This is a genomic window from Brackiella oedipodis DSM 13743, from assembly GCF_000621025.1.
GTDB lineage: Bacteria > Pseudomonadota > Gammaproteobacteria > Burkholderiales > Burkholderiaceae_B > Oligella > Oligella oedipodis.
In genome coordinates this window covers 327,498-349,002 of sequence record NZ_KK211206.1, presented here as the reverse complement: position 1 = coordinate 349,002, position 21,505 = coordinate 327,498, and the positions used below count along the sequence as shown (strand labels likewise).

Sequence of the window (21,505 nt, the reverse complement as noted above, 5' to 3'; positions counted from 1 at the left end):
AATGGTTCATTATGTTAATTCCTGAATCTTGGTTACGTTCTTATATTAATCCCGATTTAAGCACCGAAGACTTGGCGCATACCTTGACCATGGCGGGGCTAGAAGTTGAAGATGTGCACGCGGTGGCTCCTGCGTTTTCTGGTATTGTGGTGGCACAAATCAAAACCATCAGTAGCCATCCTAATGCCGATAAGTTGCGGATTTGTCAGGTTGACGATGGCTCGGGTGAGCTTTTACAAATTGTTTGTGGTGCCCCCAATGCCGCCGCTGGCCTCAAAGTACCTCTTGCCAAAATCGGTGCCAAGTTACCCGGTGACTTTAAAATCAAAAAAGCCAAAATGCGAGGCGAAGAGTCTTTTGGGATGTTGTGTTCCGCCAAGGAATTGGGCATTACCCAAGATCATGCAGGCTTGATGGAATTATCTCAAGATCTTGAAGTGGGGATGGATATTCGTCAGGCGCTCAATCTAGACGAAGCCGTTTTTGAAATCAAATTAACTCCTAATCGTGGCGACTGTTTATCGGTGCTGGGTGTCGCGCGTGAGGTGCAAGCCTTAACGGCGGCACCATTGGCTCAACCCGATTGTACTGCCGTACCCGTCAGTATCCAAGAGACGCTACCAGTACAGGTCGATGCTGCCGATCTTTGTGGTCGTTTTGCTGGTCGTATTATCAAAAACATCAATGCCAAGGCTAGCACGCCCGCGTACATTCAAGAGCGCCTAATTCGCGCTGGTCAACGTCCCGTCAATGTCTTAGTGGACCTTTCTAATTACGTGATGTTGGAGCTGGGCCGTCCTACCCATGTGTTTGATCTTGATAAACTCTCACCACAAGGGCTTACTGTACGTTGGGCGCTCGCTGGCGAAACCTTGCACTTGCTCAACGATAGTCAGATCGAACTCGATGAAAAATGTGGTGTCATTTGTAGTCACAATAAACCCGAGAGCCTTGCCGGTGTGATGGGGGGCAACGACTCTGCCGTGACACTTGATACTCAACATATCTTTATTGAGGCGGCGTTCTGGTATCCCGAAGCCGTGGCCGGTTTAACACGTCGTTTCAAATTGAGTTCGGAAGCCGCCCACCGTTTTGAGCGTGGTGTGGACTTTTTACAGGTGACTGAGCACCTGGAGTATTTAAGTCGTCTGATCATTGAGGTCTGCGGGGGGCAAGCCGGTCCTATTGAAGATCAACGTATCAAGCTCCCTGCACGCGAGCCGGTACGCATGCGTTTGGCACGTTGCCAAAAAATTCTTGGCATTCCATTAGATGCGGCCACAGTCAGTGGGATTTTTGATCGTTTAGGATTTACCTATCAACAATCAGCAGACGATGTCTATACCATCACGCCGCCGAGCTTTAGGTTTGACCTTAGCCTCGAAGAGGACTTTATCGAGGAAGTGGCTCGCATTCATGGTTATGACAATATCCCAAGTCAAGCACCGGTGGCAACGGCCAATGTTTTGTCGACCGATGAATTGCACTTAAGTCCGCAGCAATTACGTGCCTTCACCGCAGCACAAGACTACCAAGAAGTGGTGAATTACAGCTTTGTCGAAGAAGCTTGGGAGCGCGATCTCCTGGCCAATCATGATCCTATTCGTCTCCTCAATCCTATTGCGAGTCAATTGGCCGTCATGCGCTCGAGCCTGATTGGTGGCTTGTTAGCTAATATTGCTCATAATGCTCGCCGCAAACAAAGCCGTGTGCGTGTGTTCGAACTCGGCAAAGTGTTCTACAAAGACGCTCAAGTGAGCACTTCTAAGCAAAGCGTTAAGGGGGTACAACAACCTCTACGTTTAGCCGCGGCCGCTTGGGGCAGTGCCGAACCCGAGCAGTGGGGTATTCAGCAGCGTGCTGTGGACTTCTTTGATGTCAAACAGGACTTACTCAATATCTGCGGTCAGTTGGCGCAGCAATTGCGTTTTGAAGCGCATCCTCATCCCGCTTTGCACCCAGGTCGTTGTGCACGGATTTTACGTCATGAGCAAGTGATTGGTTATATTGGTGAATTGCACCCACAATGGGTGCAAAAACTCGCGCTTAACCAAGCGCCTATTGTGTTTGAAATTGATGCTCAAGCCATTAGCGATAGATCCTTGGTGGTCTATAAAGAGCTTTCTAATCAACCTGTGGTGATTCGCGATTTGGCGATTTGGTTACCAAGCCAAGTCAGCTACCAGGATTTACTCGACACCCTGGCCCAAACGAAATCGCTAGAACTGATCCAAGCCGTTAATTTATTTGACGTCTGGAAGGACAAGCAAAGCCAAAGCGAGGAGCGCAGTTTAGCTTTACGCTTTACTCTACAAGATGCTCACAATACACTCAACGATGAACAAGTTGAGCAGTGTATGAATCATATTCTTAAATGCTTGCAAGACAAGCTATCCGCCCGTTTACGTTAAGGTGGTTTTTATATCTGCATCACGAAGTTATAAAAGGACGATAAATGGATACCAAAAAAGCAACCTTGACTAAGGCTGAGTTGGCTGAACTTTTATTTGACCGCGTAGGTCTTAACAAACGTGAAGCCAAGGATATTGTTGAAGCGTTTTTTAATGAAATCAGTAAATCGTTGGTAGAAGGGGATACGGTCAAAATCTCAGGTTTTGGCAATTTTCAGGTGCGTGACAAAAACGCACGCCCGGGTCGCAACCCTAAAACAGGCGAAATGATACCGATAGCGGCGCGCCGTGTAGTGACCTTTCATGCCAGCCAAAAACTCAAAGAGCTTGCTGAAAACGCTAGATAATGTGCTAAACTTTACTAACACTGACCGTATCAACTATTAAAAGTCATGGAACAAGCCGATTTGCAAGCCTCTGATAGCATTGAGTTAATGCCAATCCCAGCCAAACGCTACTTTACGATTGGAGAAGTCTCTGAGCTTTGCCACGTCAAGCCTCATGTGTTGCGCTACTGGGAACAAGAGTTTACACAGCTAAGTCCCGTCAAACGTCGTGGTAATCGCCGCTATTACCAACATCACGAGTTATTATTGATTCGTAAGATTCGTCATTTACTGTATGACGAGGGTTTCACCATTAATGGCGCTCGTAACCGCTTAGGTGATCCTCGCGAAGCGAGCGCCAGCACCAGCGCAGACAATGCTGTGCGACTCAGTGGCAAGGATTTACGGATTATTCGTCAGGACTTACAAGACGTACTGCACACGCTCGATCAATTACTTGATTAACTTGATTAATTTGACTAATTTGTGATGTATTTGAGTCATTGGCTTGACTCAATACAAGCGATGATTGATTAGATGCTGAGCCGTATTTATAACCCCTAAGTATTTTCGTTATACTTAGGGGTTATTTATTTGCAGGCGCCTGGCGCGGTTGATTAGCGCAATAGATCAGGTAGCTTGATGGTTTTTAGTAAAGATAACTTCACGCAGTCTGTGTATGAGTGGCTTAAGTTAAAAGAGAATTAACAATGTTTGATAGCTTCGATCGAGAGCATTTGTGGCATCCCTATACCTCCATGCGTCAACCCTTACCCGCTTATGTGGTAGAGCGAGCCCAAGGTTGTCAAATACAATTAGCGCAAGGTCCCAGCCTGATTGATGGCGTCTCGTCGTGGTGGTGTGCGATCCATGGCTATAACCATCCCGTGCTGAACCAAGCGATCGAGCATCAGCTGCGCAAAATGTCGCATATGATGTTTGCCGGTTTGACGCATGAACCAGCCATTGCCCTAGGTAAAATCCTACTTCAGATGGTGCCTGCATCACTGCAAAAAATCTTTTATGCGGATTCGGGGTCGGTGGCGGTCGAAGTTGCGCTTAAAATGGCCTTGCAATACTGGCAAGCCCGCGGCCAAACACAAAAGACCAATATCATTACCACGCGCTCGGGTTACCATGGCGATACCTGGAATGCCATGTCCGTATGTGATCCCCAACAGGGCATGCATCATATTTTTGTGAAGGATTTACCACGGCGTATTTTTGTGCCGGCCCCCCAAAGCCGCTTTGAGGACGATGGCCAGGAGCCAAGCTTGGCGCAGTTAGCAACGATTATCCAAACGCATCATCAAGAAAGTGCCGCGTTTATCCTCGAACCCATTGTTCAAGGGGCGGGCGGCATGCGCATTTATCATCCCAACTATTTGCGTGAAGTCGAACGCTTATGCCGAGCATACGACTTACTACTGATTGTCGATGAAATTGCCACGGGCTTTGGTCGCACTGGGCGCTTATTTGCTAGTGAGTACAGCGACTGCCAGCCAGATATTATGTGCCTTGGCAAAGGTTTGACAGGCGGTTATATGACCTTGGCGGCGACCCTATGTAGTGATCATGTCGCCGATACCATTAGTCAAAGTGAGGTCGGGGTATTTATGCATGGTCCAACCTTTATGGCCAATCCGCTCGCCTGCAGTGTTGGTCATGCGAGCTGCCAATTATTACTCGAGCAAGATTGGCAACAACGCATTCAAACCATAGAAAAAGGTCTCAAAAATGGCTTAGCCTCTTTGCGTGAATTACCTTATATCAAGGATGTTCGTGTTTTAGGGGCTATCGGCGTAGTAGAACTCAATACGGCCTTTGATAGCGTCTATATGCAACAACAATTGATCGCACATGGAATTTGGTTGCGCCCCTTTGGCTCTATTATTTATCTGATGCCGCCCTATATTATGACTGAAGAAGAGCTGGCTTTCTTATTGCATCAATTAGCGACTATCCTACAATCCGAGGACTTTATTAAGCACCATGCGCTCAAGTCTTGAATATTATCGCCAGCAGTTGCAAGACCTCAAGCAGCAACAGCAGTGGCGCTCTTTTCCTGAGATCCAAAAAGACGGTCTCTATGTGCGCATCGCTGAGCAACGATTGTTGAACCTTAGCAGTAATGACTACCTAGGCCTTGCCGCTAATACCGCCCTTGTACAGGATTTTTTAGCGCAGTCAGAAACCACGGCGTTGAGTCTGGGCTCGACGTCTTCGCGGTTACTCACCGGCAATGAAGGCAGCGCCAAGACGCTCGAACAGTATTTGAGTCACGCCTTTGGTGGCCGAGCCGTGTTATTGTTCAATAGTGGCTATCATATGAATACTGGCCTGATCCCAGCGTTGGCAAGATATAAGACCCTGATTTTATCGGATCAGTATAATCATGCCAGTATGATTGATGGCATTCGACTGGCTAAGGCTGACTGCCTACGCTTTGCCCACAATGATATGCAAGCGCTCGAGGCGCTGTTAGTGCAATATCATGATCGGCCTGAGTACGAGCGGCTGTTGATTGTCACTGAGAGTATTTTTAGTATGGACGGCGACGAAGCCGATTTACCAGCACTGGTGGCTCTCAAACGACGTTTTCCAAAAGTGCTACTGTATGTGGATGAGGCTCATGCCTTTGGGGTTCGCGGTCCAAAGGGGTTGGGTTGCGTTGAAGAACAGCAACTCCTGCCTGAAATTGACTTCATTTGTGGTACCTTTGGTAAGGCCTGTGCCTCCTATGGTGGTTATGTGGTGTGCGAGTCCTTTATGAAGGACTATTTCATTAATACCGTCAGATCGCTGATTTTTAGTACCGCCTTGCCGGCGATGAATTGGGCGTGGACCTTGTATATTTGTCAGCAGCTACCGCAGTTAGCCGCTCAACGCCAACATTTAAGCGCCATTAGTCAGCGCTTTCGGCAATTAATCACACAAGCGGGCTACGCGTGCCCCTCGAGTAGCCATATTGTGCCCGCGATTATCGGTGACAATCCGCGTACCATTGCTCGAGCGCAAGCACTACAAGCCGCTGGCTTTTATGTCTTACCGATACGTGTGCCTACCGTGCCTGCAGGCACGGCACGATTGCGGTTTTCATTGCATGCAGGCTTGGATGCCGACTGTTTATCGACCATTGCGAATTATTTATAACCCTTATGGCAAAACAAACTTTTTTTGTAAGTGGCATTGATACCGATATTGGTAAAACTTATGCCACGGCTTATATCGCCAAACAATTGGCGCAAGCACATCCCACACAGACTGTGATTACCCAAAAATTGATTCAAACAGGCAATCAAGATTTTTCTGAAGACATTCAAACACATCGGCAATTAATGGGCACAGGCCTGCTAGCACAGGATAGAAGTCGACTGACTATGCCCGCTATTTTTTCTTATCCAGCCTCACCACATTTGGCGGCAGAAATCGATCAAAAAACCATTGATTTTGCGCATATTCAACGCTGTACACAGGCCTTGCAAGCACAGTTTGATTACCTCTTGATCGAAGGGGCGGGGGGCTTGATGGTGCCGCTCACCCGGGAATTACTGACGATTGATTATGTCAAACAGCAAGCGTGGCCGGTGATTTTGGTTACCAACGGACGTCTGGGCAGTTTGAACCATACGCTATTGAGTTTGGCCGCCCTTAAAAGCTATGGCATCGAGCTCTATGCCTTGGCTTACAATGGCCATTTTGACGTCGCTGATGAACGGATTGCAGCCGATACCCAACAATTTATTCGTGACAGAGCAGAACACATGTTTCCTCAGACGCGTTGGCTAGAAATACCGTCTTTGGCCTAGTCTAACGGCGCAACCGTGATGGCGACCATCCTGTGCTAACTCCCGGAAAGAGGGCAGATAAAACAGGCAACACGACCAAACAGGCATTGGCGCTTGACATTTACCTTAGGTTTTCAAGTTCCTCACTCAGTACTAACCATTCTTCTTCGAGGGCATTTTTGCGAGCACTGAGTTGGCCATGCTGACTCAAGACCTCTACGGTTTGCTCCTTATTATCGTCTTGATAAAAAACAGGGTCGGCGATCAAGGCATCCATGTTTTGTAATTCTTGATTCAGGCGTTGCAACTGTTGCTCAATCTTATCGAGCTTGGTTTGCAAGGGTTTACGCAATTGCGATAAACGTTGACGCTCCTCAGCCTCAAGGCGTTTTTGAGTTTTTCTATCGACAGAACTGGCTTGAGCATCGTCTGAGTCCGTTTGTACTTGACCACTTGTTTGTTGTTTATAATTGAAAAGCCACTGTTTATAGTCATCTAAATCGCCATCAAAATCCTGCAACTTACCATCGGCCACAATCCAAAAATTATCGACAGTGGTTTTTAGTAAGTGCCGATCGTGCGAGACCAATAAGAGACTGCCCTCAAACACCGCCAAAGCTTCTGCGAGGGCTTCGCGTGTTTCGACGTCAAGGTGGTTACTCGGCTCATCCAGTAACAGTAAATTAGGCTTTTGCCATACTAAAAGCGCCAAAGCCAAGCGTGCTTTTTCTCCCCCAGAAAAAGGCCTCACGGCATCAGTCGCTTTATCCCCCTGAAAACCAAAACTGCCTAGGTAATTGCGTAATTCTTGTTCGCGACTCTCTGGAGCGAGTCGCTGTAAATGCAAAAGGGGACTGGCATCCAGGTCGAGCATATCCAATTGTTGCTGTGCAAAATAGGCAATTTTGACGCCTTTAGAAAAATGCAATTGGCCCGCAAGCGCAGGTAATTCACCCGCGAGGGTTTTGACAAGGGTCGATTTACCCGCGCCATTGACCCCTAAAATGCCAATTCGCGCACCGCCACGTACCATAAAATTCACATCAGTGAGAATCACTTTGGGCTGATCGGCCCCTGCATAACCCGTTTGCAAGTGCTCGGCGGTGATCAAGGGATCGGGCATGGCTTGTGGCTGAGGCAACTGAATATAAATTTGACGCTCGGTTTGCAAGGGCGCGAGCTGTTGCATGCGTGCCAGCGCCTTGACCCGACTTTGCGCTTGTTTTGCCTTGGTGGCCTTAGCTTTAAAGCGATCAATAAAACTCTGCATATGCGCGATTTCGCGCTGTTGCTTTTCGTGAGCAAGTTGTGTTTGTCGCGTATGTTCAGCTTTTTGTTCTATAAAGGCATCATAATTGCCTTTATAGCGAATAAGTTTTTGGTGATCAAAATTAAGAATATGCTGCGCCACATTGTTCAGAAATTCCGTATCATGCGAAATCAACAGCACTGTGCCTTTATAGGCACTTAACCATTTTTCGAGCCATAGCATGGCATCGAGGTCCAAGTGATTGGTGGGTTCATCCAGAAGTAGTAAATCTGACGGTTTCATGAGGGCGCGTGCCAGGGCCAAGCGCATTTGCCAGCCACCCGAAAAATAGCGCACAGATTGTTGCCATAGTTCGGGTTGGAAACCCAGACCGGCAAGCAATTGCTCAGCCCGAGACTGGGCCGTCCAGACGCCGGCTTCTTCAAGCGCTAATTCCAACTCAGCGATGCGATGGCCATCACTATCAGGCGTTTCTTGACGTCGTCGCTGTAACTCACGCAGATGCTGATCACCATCAATTACAAATTCGGTAGCACGTTTATCCTGGTCGTCAATCACCTGTTTGACACTAGCGATTTGCCAAGCGACAGGAATGTGCAGATCGCCCGCATCAGCGTCTATTTGACCTTGCAACAGAGCAAATAAAGTGGTTTTGCCAGAGCCATTACGACCAACAATGCCGAGACGTTCACCTGGATTCACCACAAAACTAGCGTCTTCGAGTAAAACTTTAGTACCGCGTTGCAGCGTTATGCCATTTGCCTTAATCAATGTATCCCTTTTTATATTGATTGCTGTTAAGTGCTGTTAACTGCTTTTAAATGCTATTGGTTAGGCAAAAGCTTCAAGCAAGTGCGAACGTTGTAGCAGCATGATTTGATCATCACTATTGGCGGTTTCGAGCCAGATAGGTTGTAATTGCGGAAAAACTTCTGTGAAAAAATCTATCTCGTGACCAATTTCTAAGACTAAAAAGCCATCATCCGTGAGATGCTTTGGCGCTTGCTGCAGGATTTTTTGGACGAGATCCATGCCCTTAGTACCGCCATGCAAGGCCAGCGCCGGTTCATGCTGATACTCAGGGGGTAAATTCTGCATGCTTTGGGCATTGACATAGGGTGGATTACAAATAATGATGTCATAGACTTTATTGGCTAACTGCTCAAATAAATCACTTTGAATAAGCGTTATATCGTCTTGCAATTCATACTCAGCGATATTTTGTTGAGCTAGCGCGATAGCCGCTTCATTAATGTCAACCGCATCGACCTGCGCATTCGGAAACTCCATGGCGGCAATAATCGCCAAACAGGCTGAACCCGTGCACATATCCAGAATCCGCATATCGCTATAGGGATCAGCGACCCAGGGCTGTAATTTCTCAACAAGAAGTTCGGCGATTGGCGAACGCGGCACAATCACATCATTTGAGGTAATAAAACGGTAGCCCTGGAGCCAAGCTTCGCCGGTCAAATAGGGTAGGGGTTGGCGTGTGGCAATGCGTTTTTCAATCAGACCCAGAACCTGCATTTTTTCTTCTTGAACTAAACGACAATTTAAAAACGGTTGCAATTGATCTAAGGGTAAAGACAAACGGTTTAGGACGAGATTGACCGCCTCGTCCCACGCATTGCTATTGCCGTGACCAAAGCTCAATTGCGCTTGATTAAAACGTGAATAGGCGTAGCGAATCCAATCGTTGACGGTATGCAAATCCTGACATTGATTCATGTTGTACTCTTAGGCAGTCACTAATAGTTTTTTGAGAATAGAAAAATAAATATTCTTGAGCGGTTCAAGACTATCGACAGGGATATGTTCATCGACCTGATGAATTGTGGCATTGAGCGGACCGAGTTCAATCACCTCGGGACAAAGCTTAGCGATAAAACGACCATCGGAAGTCCCACCGGTCGTTGACAGCTCTGTTTGGGTGCCTGTTTGTTCATAAATCGCCGCACTGGCCGCCTCACTTAAACGCCCTTTAGGGGTTAAAAACGGCTCGCCGCTCAGCGTCCAATCGATTGTATAATCTAGCGCGTGCTGCTCAAGCACCGACGCCACCCGTTGTTGTAATTGCTCGGCGCTCACTTCAGAAGAAAATCTAAAATTAAAAAGCAATTCTAGAGAGCCTGGTACCACATTGGTTGCCCCCGTACCTGCGTGGATATTAGAGATTTGTAACGTCGTTGCAGGAAAATACTGATTGCCTTGATCCCATTCAGTGTGCACCAACTCATCTAACGCTTTGAGTGCTAGATGGATCGGGTTTTTGGCAAGGTGCGGGTAGGCGACATGGCCTTGTACCCCTTGAATCGTTAATTTGCCATTTAAAGAACCACGGCGGCCGTTTTTGACCACATCGCCTAAGGTTTGACTTGAGGTCGGTTCACCAACAATACAAAAATCCAGTGTTTCTCCGCGCGCCTGCAGCGTTTCACAGACCTTGACCGTCCCATGCGTGGCCGGTCCTTCTTCGTCAGAGGTGAGCAGCATTGCAATCGAACCTTGATGCTCTGGAAATTGCTGCACAAATTCTTGTGCGGCTACCGCAAACGCCGCGACAGAACTCTTCATATCGGCAGCGCCACGTCCATATAATTGGCCATTGGCAATAGTCGGTGTAAACGGTGGGTGCGTCCAAGCCTGGGGATCGCCCGTAGGAACAACATCAGTATGACCGGCAAAGACCAGCACGGGGCTGGTTTGACCTCGACGGAGCCAGAGATTTTTGGTATCGGCAAAAAGCATGGACTCGGCTTGAAAACCTTGTGGCGCGAGGAAGTTCGCAATCAAGTCTTGGCAGCCCGCATCCTCAGGCGTTACTGAGGCGCGAGCAATAAGTTGGCAGGCTAAATCTACAACCGCTGACATGGTGATTGACCTACTAAGCTCGTAATAAATCGTTAATACTGGTTTTGGAGCGTGTTTGGGCATCGACACGCTTGACAATCACCGCACAATTAAGGTTATGCGTACCATCTTCTGACGGTAGAGACCCTGGCACCACTACAGAACCAGAGGGAATACGACCATACGTGATTTCTTTGGTCTCACGATTGTAGATCTTGGTGCTTTGCGACAAAAACACGCCCATGGCCAAGACAGAGTTTTCTTCGACGATAACGCCTTCTACCACCTCGGAGCGGGCGCCAATAAAGCAATTATCCTCAATAATGGTGGGATTGGCTTGTAAGGGTTCGAGGACACCGCCAATGCCAACACCGCCCGATAAATGCACATTTTTTCCAATTTGCGCGCAAGAGCCCACCGTCGCCCAGGTATCGACCATGGTGCCTTGATCCACAAAGGCACCGATATTGACATAAGACGGCATGAGTACAACATTTTTGCCAATAAAAGCACCACGACGCACGACTGCATTGGGGACTACCCGGAAACCACCTCTTTCAAAGTCCTCCTGACGATAGTCTTGGAATTTGAGGGGGACTTTGTCGAAGTATTGGAGAGGAGGTTGGTCAATAATCGCATTTTCATGCAAACGAAACGACAATAAGACGGCTTTTTTGAGCCACTGATGAACCACCCATTCGTGCTCAATTTTTTCGGCGACACGTAATTGACCTTGGTCTAAGCCGTGTAAAGCCGTTTGGACCGCGTCTTTGAGTTCAGCAGCGGGATCCGCAAAATTAATTTGGTTGCGGTTATCCCAAGCGTTTTCAATCGTGTTTTGTAAACATTGGCTCATAATATATCCTTCAATAAAATAAATTAGTCAATTCTTTGCTTTACAAAATCGGCTAGGCGTTGTGCGCCCTCTATGCATTCCTCAAGCGAGGCCACCAAGGCAATGCGTACGCGCTGATGTCCAGGATTGACCCCATGTGCAGTACGGGCTAAATAACTCCCCGGTAAGACGGTCACCTTGCACTGTTGGTACAAATCGCGTACGAATGATTCATCATCATACGGGGTCCCCGCCCAAAGATAAAAAGAGGCATCGGGTAAGCGTACATCTAGATAGGGTTGTAGAATCGGCAATACTGCCTTGAACTTTTCTTGGTAAAGACGACGATTATCACGCACATGCGCTTCGTCCTGCCAGGCGGCTATACTGGCTTTGGCAAAAACGCCACTCATGGCACTGCCATGATAGGTTCGATACAACAAAAACTGCTCTAATAACTGGGCATCACCCGCCACAAAACCAGATCGCATACCCGGTAGATTAGAGCGCTTCGATAAACTAGAAAAACTGACAATATTCTTATAGTCCGTGCGACCGCATGCATGGGCAGCTTGCAGAGCCCCGATAGGCGCTTGCTCAAAATAAATCTCAGAATAGCACTCATCACTTGCAATCACAAAACCATACTGATCGGATAATGCAAATAATTGCTGCCATTGCGCTTGGTCGATCACATTGCCTGCGGGGTTACCGGGAGAGCAAATAAAGAGTAAATCGGTTTTTTGCCACACTTCTGCGGGTACCGACTGCCAATCCGGTGCAAAATTGCGATTGCTGTCCGCATTGACATAATATGGTTTTGCGCCCGCCAGCAGCGCGGCCCCTTCATAAATTTGATAAAAGGGATTAGGGCAAACCACCCAGCGATCGCCAGATTGACCATTGACCATGGCTTGCGCAAAAGCAAACAAGGCTTCACGCGAACCGAGACAAGGCAGGACTTGACGCTCAGCATCTGGGGTAGGGATGTGGTAGCGTTGAGCGATCCAGTGGGCAATCACTTGCCGTAACTCATCGCTACCCTTGGTGGGTGGATAATGACTGAGCTGATTGAGATGCTCAGCAATGGCGTGTTTGACCAGCGCGGGCGCAGGGTGTTTGGGTTCACCTATCGATAAATCAATAAACGAATCATAGTGCTCAGCACAACGAACCTCGCCCAGGAGCGATTTGAGTCTGGCAAAAGGGTAAGGATTGAGCAATTGCAAATTCGGGTTCATAACGTTCCAATTTTGTGGCACAGCACAGGCATATATGAATACAATAAGTGTTACATTTTACATGATGCAAGACTCGCCTGTCTTATGAGTGCATTCGCACGGCGTAGTCTCATAACATTACGGTATCCCTTTATGATTTTAATCGGTCTTATCCTCTTAATCGCCTTTATTGTAGTGGCGACCTCCTTCTTAAAATGGCATCCCTTTTTAGTGCTATTGCTCGCGTCTTTATTTGCAGCCCTTTATTATCAAATTCCCTTGACCGACATCCCCAAAACCATAGGGACCGGGTTTGGTGGCTTACTCGGTAATATTGGCATTGTTATCGTACTGGGCACTATTATCGGCGTGATCCTAGAAAAAACGGGGGCGGCCATTGTGATGGCTGATATGGTCGTGAAACTCATGGGTAAGCGCTACCCAACCCTAGCCATGGCCATCGTGGGTGCCATTGTTTCGATTCCGGTTTTTTGCGACTCAGGTTTTGTGATTCTCAATTCCCTCAAAAACGGCCTGAGCAAACGGCTTGGCGTCTCGGCCTTAGCCCTGAGTACAGCGCTTGCGGGTGGCTTATATGTGACGCATAATCTGGTGCCGCCAACACCGGGCCCGATCGCCGCTGCCGGTACGCTAGGACTGACCAGTCAAATGGGCTTGGTGATTGGCGTAGGTCTATTAATTTCGGTGCCCGGCGTGCTCGTCGCCTGGCTCTGGTCGCAACGCTTTTTAAAAGAGACACCCGATTTAGAAGAAACCGTCACGGAGCCAGAGGATATTGAAGAAGAATTAGCCCATCCAGCCGCTCATCACTTGCCAAGCCCTTTTATGGCTGGTTTACCCATTTTATTACCGATTATCTTAATCGCTGTTGCCTCTGTGGCGGCGTATCCCAGCCATCCATTGGGACAAGGGTCATTGGCTAATGTGGTGGCATTTTTGGGTCAACCCTTGATCGCTTTATTAATTGGTTTATTTGTTGCGCTTTTATTGTTGCGCAATGGTACAGACCCCGTCATGCAACGCCTTAATGAAGCCATTGTCAAAGGTCTAACTGTGAGCGCGCCGATTATTCTGATTTCAGGCGCGGGCGGTGCGCTTGGGGCCGTCCTCAAAAACAGTCCTTTGGGTGATTATTTAGGGACGACGCTCAGTAGCATGGGATTAGGGATATTTATGCCATTTGTCGTCTCTTCTGCCCTTAAAACCGCGCAAGGTTCCTCCACCGTAGCAATGGTTACCGCCGCGGTCATTGTAGAACCCTTACTCAATGACCTAGGAATGGGTTCAGACATGGCTCGAGTCCTCGTCACCATGGCGATTGCTTCCGGTGCCTTAACAATTTCCCATGCAAACGATAGTTTCTTTTGGGCGGTCACCCAATTAAGTAAAATGAGCGCACCCCAATGCTTTCGGACCATAACTGTGGTCACCGCCTTGCAAGGCGTCATCATGATGTTTTTTATCTGGCTCCTTAGCCTTATGTTTTTATGAAAATAGTCATCGCCCCTGATTCCTTCAAAGAAAGCCTCGATGCGCTCAGCGTGGCGCGTGCCATCCAAAGAGGTTTTGCCAAGATTTATCCCGAGGCAGAGTACTGCTGCTTGGGCATGGCCGATGGTGGTGAAGGCACCATGCAAGTATTAGTACATGCCCTGAACGGCACCTGGCAACAGGTGACCGTAGAAGACCCCTGTGGCAGACCGATTAGCGCACACTATGGACTGCTGCCAGATCACACCGCTGTGATGGAAATGGCGCAAGCCGCTGGCCTACACCTCATACACGGTGCACACAGAAATCCACTCATTACCTCGACCTATGGTGTGGGGCAAATGATCCAGGATGCTGTCAACAAAGGCGTACGCCGTATCGTCTTGGGCATTGGTGGATCGGCCACCAATGATGCAGGCGCCGGCATGTTACAAGCCCTCGGCTGGCGCTTACAAGATGCCGAGCAGCGAGACTTAGCCAGAGGTGGTGCCGCGCTTAGTCAAGTCCACCAGATTTTGCCTGAGCGCCGTGAACTCGAACACTATGCACCACTTCAGACGTTACAAGATCTTGAATTGACCGTGCTCTGCGATGTGGTCAATCCTCTATGTGGTCCCCAAGGCGCCAGCGCTATTTTTGGTCCACAAAAAGGCGCTACAGCAGAGATGGTGCAGCGTCTAGATAGCGCATTAGGTCATTTTGCCGACTGCGCCAGTGCCCATGGCTATGAGGATGTCCGCCACCACGCCGGTGCCGGTGCAGCGGGTGGACTGGGCTTTGCGCTGCAGGCCTTTTTGGGTGCAAAACTCGAAGCAGGTGCGCAACACATCATGCATCTCATCAATATTGAAGCACAACTGCAAACAGCAGATTTACTCATTACGGGCGAGGGCAGAATGGACAAGCAGTCGGGCATGGGTAAGGTGCCTTTTGAACTCATGCGCTTGGCACAACGCTATCAGGTACCGACGATTGCCATTACCGGTAGCGTGGGGCAAGACGTAGGGGATTTGCTCGCCGCTGGATTTAGTGCCGTGATTCCCAGTATTGATCAACTCTGCGAGAGCGAACAATTATTCGCCAATACGGCCAGCAATCTTGAACGCAGCGCCGAACACATTGCCGCCCTTATAAAATTGCAACTAAACACATAAAGCACTGGCAGGATGAGGGTAGCTGCTAGTTGACTAAATGACCGCTATCCTTGATGCTCATTGGATATGTTTTTTAGAAAAGGAGACAAAGCAATGAGCAAATTACAGGACAAAGTTGCGATTATCAGCGGTTCGGGGCGTGGCATCGGCCGAGCCATCGCCCTAAAACTTGCGAGCGAAGGCGCTAAAGTCGTGGTCAATGATCTCGATCCAGACTATGCCAACCAAGTCTTACAAGAAATTCGCGAGGCCGGTGGGCAAGCGGTGGCTTGCAATGGCGATGTGACGGCCGCCGATTTTGCAGAGCGTTTTGTGCAAACCGCCATGGACGAATACGGTGCCTTGGACATTATCATCAATAATGCCGGCTACACCTGGGACAATGTCATCCAGAAGATGAGCGATGAGCAATGGTATGCCATCATTGATTGCCACCTGACCGCACCCTTTAGAATCCTGCGCGCCGCGCAACCGATTTTCAAGCAACAAGCCCTCGCCGACGCCCAAGCGGGCAAACATATCCAAAGAAAAGTCGTCAATATCTCCTCGACTTCAGGAGTGTTTGGGAATGCGGGTCAAGTCAACTACGCCGCCGCCAAAGCCGGCATCCTAGGCCTCACCAAAACCCTCGCCAAAGAATGGGGCCGCTATCACGTCAATGTCAATGCCGTAGCCTTCGGCCTGATTAAAACCCGCCTAACGGGCGATTTAAATGCTGGCGAAACCGCCAACATCGATGGCAAAGAAATTAAATTAGGTGTCAGATCCAATACTTTAGCGATGTACGAAACCGTGATCCCACTTGGCCGCGGCGGTAGCGCTGAAGAAGCCGCCAATGCGGTGTATTTGATGTGTATTCCAGAGTCGGATTATGTGAGTGGCCATACCGTGCTGTGTACGGGCGGGTTAACAGGAGGGATGTAGGGGGACTTTGACGTAAGAAATTAGGCAGTAGAAAAGAAGATGCCCCTAATAGCAGATGCTAATAGGGGCAGGGCTTCACAAGTAATTCTTTTATTGTAGTAACGGATTCCACTCTGTAGTGCTACAACTAAGAATAAGTACTCATTATAGTCTTTACTTATAAATTAAGCAAGTGTTTTTGAGTAAGTCAATTAAATAAAATAAAAACAATGATTAGCTTCTGCAATCATTAAACAAAAGGATATATCTAACATAAGCATGAAATGCTGTTGATAAATATAAATTTCTTTTAAATATTAATAGCTTAATCAAGGTCAATATTTCAATAATTAGTATCAATTTATGTAATAATAGGACTGTATAGCATGGTGTTTTAAATTAGCAGCTGCTAATGATTAATCTTCTATCCTAATTTTTCCTTCCGCTAGCCATATTAACCATTCAAATGGAACTTATAAAATGAACAATAATGACATCCCCCAAGCTACAGATACTTTTTCACAAACGCCTGATTTTGTCCCTCATGATCCTAAGATTCTAAAAAAAGAGATTGATTATGTGATTGGTTTAGACATTGGCATAGCGAGTATTGGGTGGGCGGTGCTAGCACTAGATGAGGAAGATAAACCGATAGCGCTTATTGATCGTGGAGTGAGATTATTTGATAAGGCGGAAACTAAAAAAGGTGACTCTCTCTCTTTGGCCAGACGTACGGCTAGGGGGCAGCGGCGTCGGATTGGTAGACGTGTCAAGCGACTTGACTTAGCTCGGCAGACTTTAATTGAGCACGGGGTCTTGCAACCAAATGACCTTAATAATAATCCGGATGGTAATGATTTTGTGGCCAATAGGCCTGATAATGCTCCTGGTAATACGGTATGGGACTTACGTGTCAAAGGTCTAGACCATAAGCTAAAATCTCATGAATGGGCGGCGGTACTTTTACATTTAATTAAGCGAAGAGGGTATCTGTCACAAGGCAAAAGCGAGGCGAAAGCAGATGAGGAGACTGGTAAACTTTTAGCAGGTACAGCAGAAAACCATAAAAAACTAGCTAATGGTAACTACAGAACACCCGCAGAGTTAGCTGTCAACACCTTTGCTAAGGAGTCTGGTCGAATAAGAAACCAAGCAGGTAGCTATCAGCATACATTTCTTAGGGAAGACCTACAAAAAGAACTTCAGTCACTCTTTGAAAACCAACGTAATTCTAAAAACCCATACGCAAATGAAACACTTGAAAAGGCCTTTGATGACTACTTAACGTGGCAAAAACCTGCATTGTCAGATGATGCATTACTTAAAATGGTGGGGCCTTGTACCTTCGAAGACGGAGAAAAACGTGCAGCCAAAGCCACCTATACGGCAGAAAGATTTACCTGGCTTACTAAGCTGGCTAATCTTAAAATCATCACAAACGGTGTATCTCGAGAGTTAACACCTGAAGAGCGAGACAAACTAAAAGAGTTACCTTTTGAGTTGACAAGCCTTACATTTTCTCAAGTACGTAAAACCTTAGGTTTGGATGAAAATAGTCGCTTTAATTTAGCGAGTTACAAAAGCAAGAAAAAAAGCAAGAAAAACAAGCAAGATACACAAAAAGAAAAAACGAAGACTGTAATTAAAGACGCTGAAAAAGAAACCTTCATGGAGTGTAAGTCCTATCATGCTATACGTAAGGCGCTAGGAAAGACATTAGATTCAGAGTGGGAGGCAATCAAAAACAATCCAGACTTACTTGATTTGATTGGTACGACGTTTACGATTTATAAAACTGATAAAGCTATCCGTAAAGAACTAAAAAGTCATCTATCTCCTGAAGCCATTAATGCCCTTCAGAAAAATTTAAGTTTTACTAAGTTTTTACATGTTTCTCTCAAAATGATTAAGAAAATCATGCCGTATCTTGAAGAAGGCATGAGATATGATGAGGCCTGCAAAGAGGTTTATGGTAGTCATTATGGCAATAGCACTCAAAGGCTTCTAAAACAATTTTTGCCGCCTATGGATAGCGAAGAAAATGTATTAAATGATGTAATTCGCAACCCGGTGGTGGCACGTGCCGTTAGTCAAACGCGCAAAGTAATCAATGCCATTATTAGACGCTATGGTAGTCCGACCAAAGTTATTATCGAAACGGGACGAGATTTAGGTAAATCATTTCAAGAAAGAAAAGAAATTAAAGATCATCAAAAGGAAAATCGCAATCAAAAACTAGCTGCTCAAGAGGAATTCGAAAAACGATTTGGTGTATCACCAAATGGTGGTGATCTGCTTAAAATGCGTCTTTACGAGCAGCAACAAGGCAAATGCTTGTATAGCGGAACGACTATAGAGTTGAATCAACTCTTAGACAAAGGCTATGTTGAGATTGACCATGCACTGCCATTTAGTCGTACGTGGGATGACAGTTTTAACAACAAAGTACTTGTAATGGGATCTGAAAATCAGAATAAAGGTAATAGAACCCCTTATGAATACTTAGACGGAGAGCATGATAGTGCGCGCTGGCAAACATATGTAGCGTTAGTTAATGGTTCAAATATGTCTTATTTAAAGAAACAGCGCTTGTTGACTAAAGAGATTAAAGAAGATGAATGGAAAGCGCGAAATCTTAATGATACTCGCTATATTGCGATTTATTTGCGTGACTTTATTAAGGCAAATTTACTATTAAAAAGCAGCAAAGAGAATAACGTGCTCACTACGAATGGTCGAGTGACTTCACTATTGAGAGGCCGCTGGGGATTAGCTAAAGATCGTGAAGCTAACGCTCGTCATCATGCTATGGATGCCGTAGTCGTGGCGTGTACTACGCCTTCATTTATTCAGCGCATCACCAACTATATGAAACGTAAAGAGGCTAACGAGCGTCTTGAGACCACCGATCCAGTCACGGGTGAAGTTAAACGAGTGCATTTTCCTAAACCATGGGACGGTTTTAGATCAGAGGTATTAGCGAGTATTTTTAGAGAAAATCCTCAGGAGGAGATCCCCGCCTACAGAAAATTAGTTTTAGATCAATATTTGGATGTAGATTCTATTAAACCATTATTCGTCTCGCGAATGCCTAGAAGAGTGGTAACCGGTGAGGGGCATGAAGCAACTATTCGATCTGCTAAAAGACTCAAAGAGGGACTCAGCACAGTTAAAAAATCAATTAATGATTTGTCTAAGTCTGATCTTGAGAGGTTCGTTAATAAAGATCGGGAACCAAAATTTTACCAAATTTTGAAGGATCGTCTTGAAACTATTGAAAATTTAGTTAATGCTCTAAATGAGTCTAAAAATACGGATGAAGAAGCTCAAATAAAAAATAAACTTAATGAAGTTAAAGAAGCACCCGTGCATAAATTGAATAATCATGGTATGCCTACAGGTCCAATAGTAAAGTCCATTCGGTTGTTAGTTACTCCAAAATCAGGAGTAGGTATTAGAAAAGGGGTAGCTAATAATGGTAAGATGGTCAGGGTGGACATCTTTAAAAAAGGTGAGTCCTTTTATGGTGTTCCTATTTATGCGTGGCAGGTAGCTAAGGGGATATTGCCTAATAAAGGTGTCAATAGTAAAAAGTCGGAAAATGATTGGGAGCTTATGGATGAATCAGCTGAGTTTCAATTTTCTTGTTTTAAAAATGATTTGATTAAAATTGTGCCCAAAACTGGTGATCACATCTTCGGTTATTACGTAGGCTTTGATAGAGATAGACGAAGTTTTACACTGGCAAAACATGATAAGGGTTCTACGAATGGAGAGGGAGATAAATCTGGTACGTTTCGATTCAGTATCACAACAATGGCAAAGGAAATTATCAAGTGCGAGATTGACGTCCTCGGCCATACAATAACTGAAGTAAAACATGAAAAAAGGTTGGATTTTAGTAAATCGAGCAAGAAAAAAGATTGATTCACTTTTTTATTGAGTCTCATAGGAGCAGGTATGAGTTGGAGAACTCTACTCATCACTCAAAAAGCGTATTTATGCTTGCGCAATCAACAACTAAGGATTGAGCAAGAGTTAGAGACGTTTCATGTTCCGATTGAAGATATAGCCGTTATCGTCATAGAAAATAATTGTGTGACATTATCTGTCGCTTTGCTAAGTGCCTTAGCTAAAAATAATGTCACACTACTCACTTGTGATGAAAATTTCTTACCCTGTGGGCAATGGTTAGCGTTCCAGCAGTATCATCGCCCACTAAAAATACTTAAACTTCAAATAGAAGCCACTGCCCCCACAAAAAAACGTATATGGCAACAAATTGTGCAATCGAAGATTAAAAATCAAGCACAAGTACTGGTCTATGCTGAGCAAGTAGATAAAGCTAAATATCTATTTGCCATGGCAAATCAAGTCAAATCTGGTGATAAAGAAAATATAGAAGCAAGAGCTGCAGCGATTTATTTTAAATCGCTTTTTTTTCGAGAGTTTACTAGAAAACTCGATCACGTGATTAACGCTTATTTAAATTACGGTTACTCTATACTACGCTCTGCAGTAGCTAGATCCCTGGTTAGCTATGGCTATCATCCTAGCTTAGGGTTAAATCATAGTAATGAATTAAATGGTTTTAATTTAGCCGATGACATGATTGAGCCATTTAGACCTTTAGTAGATTTATATGTTTGGTCGTTATGTGTAAAAGAAAAAATAGATGAGGAATTAACTGTTGTTGCTAAGCAAAGACTCATCCAATTATTACACTACCAACTGAGCTGGGATAATAAAACCACAAGTGTGCTTAATGCCATTGATAAAACCATATCCCATTTGCAACAAGCGTATATAAGTAAAACGCAGGCCAAGTTAACCCTCCCTGAAATCCTTTATCTAAAAGAACACAGCTATGAGTGAGCCATTTATGCGTATTATCGTTTTCTTCGACTTGCCCGTAAAGTCAAAAGCACAAGTCAAGGCAGCTAATCAGTTCAGAAAGTTCTTAATTAAAGACGGTTATCAAATGCTGCAGCTATCCGTATACTCCAGATTAACGAAGGGACGTGAAGCTACACGTAAGCACCATAATCGATTAAGGCAGAACTTACCCAAGGAAGGATCAGTTCGTTGTTTAGAAGTCACAGAAAAACAATATGCTTCTATGGAAATTCTGGTTGGTACATTAAGTACTGACGAAAAAAAGGTCAATTCAGATCAGTTTTTGCTTTTTTAAATCGATTTTTATACAAACGAAAATCCCCAAAAGCCTTATGTA

At 45.9% G+C, this 21,505-nt stretch carries 17 protein-coding genes; 12 read left to right on the top strand and 5 right to left on the bottom strand.

Translation table 11 applies throughout. The annotated features are described in order from the left end of the window. The first annotated feature begins 11 nt into the window (after positions 1-11). From pheT to bioD, 6 genes are all read left to right on the top strand, one after another. The gene (gene pheT, locus Q335_RS0108090; RefSeq protein WP_028358185.1) at positions 12-2,411 is read left to right on the top strand and encodes a phenylalanine--tRNA ligase subunit beta; all 2,400 of its coding nucleotides are present in this window, start codon (positions 12-14) and stop codon (positions 2,409-2,411) included. Positions 2,412-2,455: 44 nt separating this feature from the next. Beyond that, positions 2,456-2,758: an integration host factor subunit alpha gene (locus tag Q335_RS0108085; RefSeq protein ID WP_028358184.1), complete on the top strand. Its 303-nt coding sequence runs from the start codon at positions 2,456-2,458 to the stop codon at positions 2,756-2,758. A 45-nt stretch (positions 2,759-2,803) separates the two neighbouring features. After that, on the top strand, positions 2,804-3,202 hold the full coding sequence (locus Q335_RS0108080; protein WP_028358183.1) for a MerR family transcriptional regulator: 399 nt from the start codon (positions 2,804-2,806) through the stop codon (positions 3,200-3,202). A 245-nt stretch (positions 3,203-3,447) separates the two neighbouring features. Then, positions 3,448-4,746 (top strand): adenosylmethionine--8-amino-7-oxononanoate transaminase, encoded by a 1,299-nt coding sequence (bioA, locus tag Q335_RS0108075; protein WP_028358182.1) that lies wholly within the window; start codon positions 3,448-3,450, stop codon positions 4,744-4,746. Next, on the top strand, positions 4,730-5,890 hold the full coding sequence (locus Q335_RS0108070; RefSeq protein WP_028358181.1) for an aminotransferase class I/II-fold pyridoxal phosphate-dependent enzyme: 1,161 nt from the start codon (positions 4,730-4,732) through the stop codon (positions 5,888-5,890). The genes bioA and Q335_RS0108070 overlap by 17 nt, the downstream gene beginning before the upstream one ends. 5 nt (positions 5,891-5,895) lie before the next feature. Beyond that, complete coding sequence (gene bioD, locus Q335_RS0108065; protein WP_028358180.1) at positions 5,896-6,546, top strand: dethiobiotin synthase; 651 nt, start codon at positions 5,896-5,898, stop codon at positions 6,544-6,546. Positions 6,547-6,646: 100 nt separating this feature from the next. Here the strand turns inward: bioD and abc-f are convergent, their stop codons facing one another. From abc-f to dapC, 5 genes are read right to left on the bottom strand one after another with little or no spacing between them, the layout of a single operon-like run. Further along, the gene (abc-f, locus tag Q335_RS0108060; RefSeq protein ID WP_028358179.1) at positions 6,647-8,566 is read right to left on the bottom strand and encodes a ribosomal protection-like ABC-F family protein; all 1,920 of its coding nucleotides are present in this window, start codon (positions 8,564-8,566) and stop codon (positions 6,647-6,649) included. Positions 8,567-8,626: 60 nt separating this feature from the next. Continuing rightward, positions 8,627-9,526 carry a 50S ribosomal protein L3 N(5)-glutamine methyltransferase gene (gene prmB / locus Q335_RS0108055; RefSeq protein WP_028358178.1) on the bottom strand — a complete coding sequence of 300 codons (900 nt, stop codon included), beginning with the start codon at positions 9,524-9,526 and terminating at the stop codon, positions 8,627-8,629. Positions 9,527-9,535: 9 nt separating this feature from the next. Continuing rightward, positions 9,536-10,675: a succinyl-diaminopimelate desuccinylase gene (gene dapE, locus Q335_RS0108050; protein ID WP_028358177.1), complete on the bottom strand. Its 1,140-nt coding sequence runs from the start codon at positions 10,673-10,675 to the stop codon at positions 9,536-9,538. A 7-nt stretch (positions 10,676-10,682) separates the two neighbouring features. Continuing rightward, positions 10,683-11,504, bottom strand: coding sequence for a 2,3,4,5-tetrahydropyridine-2,6-dicarboxylate N-succinyltransferase (dapD, locus tag Q335_RS0108045; protein ID WP_028358176.1), 822 nt, complete (start codon positions 11,502-11,504; stop codon positions 10,683-10,685). Between the two features lie 23 nt (positions 11,505-11,527). Beyond that, on the bottom strand, positions 11,528-12,724 hold the full coding sequence (gene dapC, locus Q335_RS0108040) for a succinyldiaminopimelate transaminase (RefSeq protein ID WP_028358175.1): 1,197 nt from the start codon (positions 12,722-12,724) through the stop codon (positions 11,528-11,530). A 132-nt stretch (positions 12,725-12,856) separates the two neighbouring features. Between dapC and Q335_RS0108035 the strand changes: the two genes are divergently transcribed. The 6 genes from Q335_RS0108035 (at position 12,857) to cas2 (ending at position 21,463) form a co-directional block, all read left to right on the top strand. Beyond that, positions 12,857-14,215: a GntP family permease gene (locus Q335_RS0108035; RefSeq protein ID WP_028358174.1), complete on the top strand. Its 1,359-nt coding sequence runs from the start codon at positions 12,857-12,859 to the stop codon at positions 14,213-14,215. Continuing rightward, complete coding sequence (locus tag Q335_RS0108030) at positions 14,212-15,369, top strand: glycerate kinase (protein WP_028358173.1); 1,158 nt, start codon at positions 14,212-14,214, stop codon at positions 15,367-15,369. Before Q335_RS0108035 ends, Q335_RS0108030 begins: the two co-directional genes overlap by 4 nt. Positions 15,370-15,462: 93 nt before the next feature. Continuing rightward, positions 15,463-16,293, top strand: coding sequence for an SDR family NAD(P)-dependent oxidoreductase (locus Q335_RS0108025; protein ID WP_028358172.1), 831 nt, complete (start codon positions 15,463-15,465; stop codon positions 16,291-16,293). A 459-nt stretch (positions 16,294-16,752) separates the two neighbouring features. Beyond that, entirely contained in the window at positions 16,753-20,199 is a 3,447-nt protein-coding gene (cas9, locus tag Q335_RS0108020) for a type II CRISPR RNA-guided endonuclease Cas9 (RefSeq protein ID WP_051532411.1), read from the top strand. Between the two features lie 33 nt (positions 20,200-20,232). Beyond that, positions 20,233-21,147, top strand: coding sequence for a type II CRISPR-associated endonuclease Cas1 (gene cas1 / locus Q335_RS0108015; protein ID WP_028358170.1), 915 nt, complete (start codon positions 20,233-20,235; stop codon positions 21,145-21,147). Then, positions 21,140-21,463: a CRISPR-associated endonuclease Cas2 gene (gene cas2 / locus Q335_RS0108010; protein ID WP_038369680.1), complete on the top strand. Its 324-nt coding sequence runs from the start codon at positions 21,140-21,142 to the stop codon at positions 21,461-21,463. The genes cas1 and cas2 overlap by 8 nt, the downstream gene beginning before the upstream one ends. Positions 21,464-21,505: the final 42 nt, after the last annotated feature.